Annotated in this window: 2 protein-coding genes and 1 pseudogene; all 3 read right to left on the bottom strand. The window is 71.9% G+C overall.

The window, feature by feature from the left end; all coding sequences use genetic code 11:
• Window positions 1-162 precede the first annotated feature (162 nt).
• On the bottom strand, window positions 163-1,131 hold the full coding sequence (locus WA805_RS28390; protein WP_422340779.1) for a quinone oxidoreductase family protein: 969 nt from the start codon (window positions 1,129-1,131) through the stop codon (window positions 163-165).
• 119 nt (window positions 1,132-1,250) lie between these two features.
• Window positions 1,251-2,651 (bottom strand): alkaline phosphatase family protein, encoded by a 1,401-nt coding sequence (locus tag WA805_RS28385; RefSeq protein WP_422340777.1) that lies wholly within the window; start codon window positions 2,649-2,651, stop codon window positions 1,251-1,253.
• 10 nt (window positions 2,652-2,661) lie between these two features.
• A pseudogene (locus tag WA805_RS28380) lies at window positions 2,662-3,087 on the bottom strand (hypothetical protein); the annotation flags it as partial.

The following is a 3,087-nucleotide window of genomic DNA, read 5'->3' as shown; positions in this document are numbered from 1 at the left end:
CCGGTGCACGTGCTGACGACGCTGCCGGTCGCGGCCATGGCCGAGTACGACCGGCCGGTCGGGATCGGAGGGCTCGTCCTCGTGGACACCACCGTCCCGGTCGACGTGCCCGCCGTCGCCGCCCGGGTCCGCGCCTGCCTCGCAGGCGCGGACACCAGCGGGTTAGGGAATCAGCAGCAGCTTGCCGGTGGTGCGGCGGGCCGCCAGGTCCTCGTGCGCGCGGCGGGCGTCGGCGAGCGGGTACTCGCCGCCGATCCTGACGTCCAGTTCGCCCTTGGCGAGCCACTCGAACAGCTCGCCCGCCCGCCAGAGCAGCTCCGCGCGGTCGGCGACGTAATGCGCCAGGGTGGGCCTGGTGAGGAAGAGCGAGCCGGCGCTGTTCAGCCGCTGCGGATCGAACGGCGGGACCGGGCCGCTGGCCGCGCCGTAGAGCACCATCATGCCGCGCGGCCGCAGCGCGGCCAGGCTGGCCTCGAAGGTGGCCTGGCCCACGCCGTCGAAGACGACGGACGCGCCGCGCTCGCCGGAGAGCCGCCTGACCGCCTCGCCGAACTCGTCGTAGCTGGTTACGTGGTCGGCGCCCATCCGCTGCGCGAGCACGGCCTTCGCGGTGGTGGAGGCCGTGGCGACCACGACGCCGCCGCGCCGTTTGATCATCTGGGTGAGCAGCAGCCCGACCCCGCCGGCCGCGGCATGCACGACGGTGATGTTCCCCTCCTGGATGGGGAACGTGCTGTTGCACAGGTAGTGCGCGGTCATGCCCTGCAGCATCACGGCCGCGGCGATCTTGAGGTCGAAGCCGTGCGGCACCGGGACGGCGCTCGCCGCGGGCAGTGCGACCTGCTCGGCGTAGCTGCCGGGACCACCGGCCCACGCTACGGGGTCGCCTGCCGCGAACTCGGTGACGCCCTCCCCGACGGCGAGCACGGTGCCCGCGCCCTCGGCACCCGGGGTGTAGGGGGTCTGCGCCTTGTAGGCGCCGATGCCGGAGCGCTGGTAGATGTCCATGTAGTTGACCCCGGCGGCCGCCACCTTGGCGACGATCTCGCCGGGCTTCGGCTGCGGGTCGTCGCGCTCCCCGATCGCCAAGACCTCGGGCCCGCCGAGCTCCCTGACGATTATCGCTCGCATCACATCACGCCCCTTCGCGCTCGCTCACATACACCTATCACGCCGTCGCCGCGGCCACAGCAGGACCGCGCTGACGAGAGCAGGACGCGTCAGCGAGCGGTGCGCGGAGCCGGGACTGGTTACGGGTGGCGGTCGGGGTCCTGGACGACGGTGGCGGCCTCCTCGGCGGCTATGGCCGCGGGGGCCGCGGCCGGGGCGGCCGGGGCGTAGCGGGCCACCAGCTCGTCGTGGATCGCCTGCAGGTGGGAGATCTGGCCCGCGGACGGGTTAGCGGCGCCGGAGACCGGGACGGTCACGCCCGCCAGCACGTCGTCGGTGCGGGGGGTGGTCAGGGTCAGCACGTCGCCGAAGGCAGGGGCGGCGGCGTCCCTGGCGGTCAGCGACGGGACGTTCCAGCGCTGCTGGATGGTCTTGAGCACCGAGGTGTGATCGAGCGGCGTCGAGCCGGCCGGGACCCGGTAGACCGTGCCCGGCGCGATCAGCGGCGAGATGAGCAGCGTCGGCACCCGCACCCCGAACCTGTCGAAGCCGAAGCCGAACTCGGCCGCCGTGCTGTCCGGCGGGGTCGCGCCCCACGGCGGCGGGACGTGGTCGTAGCAGCCGCCGTGCTCGTCGTAGGTGAGCACGAACAGCGTCTGCGGCCAGCCGGGGCCGCCGCGCAGCGCCTCGTACGTGTCGTGGATCAGCTGCTCGCCGAGGGCCACGTCGTAGTTCGGGTGCTGGCTGTTGCCCGTCGAGGGCCAGCTCGGCTCCAGGAAGGTGTACGCGGGCAGCGTGCCGGCTGCCGCCGCGGCCTGGAAGTCGGTGAACAGCCCGAAATGGCTGGCGTCAGCGCTGGTGATGTCCGGGAAGTCGTACCTGGTCAGCGGCTGCCTGTCGTACCCGAAGATCCGCCAGCTGACCCCGGCCTTGGTGAGCGCGCCGAAGATGGACGGGCAGGTGTACGTCTTCGTGACGTCGTCCATGTGCCCCTGGCTGGTGGCCGCGATCGCGAACGCGCGGTTCGGCATCGTCTCGGTCGGCGCCGACGCGTACCAGTGGTCGCACACCGCGTAGCCGCGCGCCAGCGCGGACATCACCGGCAGCGCCTCAGGGGTGAAGCAGCCCATGATCATGTCGGCCGTGGTACCCGGCACGATCGTCCACTTGTCGTTGGTTTCCCAGGTGATCGTGTACGCGAAGTCCTTGACGAACCCCTGCATGGTGGCCGGGGTTCCCGACGCGGGAGGGTTGTCGCTGCCCCAGAGCTGGTTGTTGGTCGCCTTGTACCCCTCGCCGGGGTCGGCGCCCGGCATGAAGTAGGCGTTCGGCGTGGACGGCGTGATCTGGTAGACCCCGACCTGCTTGCCAGTGCTGTCCGGGCAGGACTCGTTGCCGGTGAGCCCCTCGAACGGCTGGCCGGACGGCGAGACGTTGCCGCTGCCGGCGTACAGGTAGCCGAGCATGTGGTCGAACGAGCGGTTCTCCAGCATCAGCACGACCACGTGATTCACCGCGGCGAGGTTGGTGCCGTCGGCCATGGAGCTCCCCTTACTGAGCGCGGGAGGCGGCTTTATGCGCCGCGGTCCGCGCTGCCTTGGCCACCCGCTTGTCCGGGTGGTATTTCCCGACATGGTTCAGCACGGCCACAGCGTCGGGATGAACGCCGCGCGACATCGCGTCGAACAGCGCCGCCTCGCCGCCCGCCGGGACGGCCTCATTGAAGGTGACGACCAGCTCATCCGGGTCGGGATACTCGTCGTCGCAGGCGAGCGCCAGCAGGTCGGTCGCCATCCAGGCGACCTCCGCTGGCGACGGTTCCAGCCCCGCCGGGCGCCCTGCTGACCCGTCGTCCTCCAGCATCGCCAGGGTGATCTTGGCGTAGCCGCTCATCGGCGGGACGTTCAGGCTGTCCCGCCAGGCCGGCGCGGCGGCCGCGCCGATGCGGGTGACCGCGGCCACCGCGAGCAGCCGGTC

This window comes from Trebonia sp., from assembly GCF_049794275.1.
Lineage (GTDB): Bacteria > Actinomycetota > Actinomycetes > Streptosporangiales > Streptosporangiaceae > Trebonia.
The sequence above is the reverse complement of the archived record's forward strand: the minus strand, read 5'-3'. Positions and strand labels throughout refer to the sequence as shown.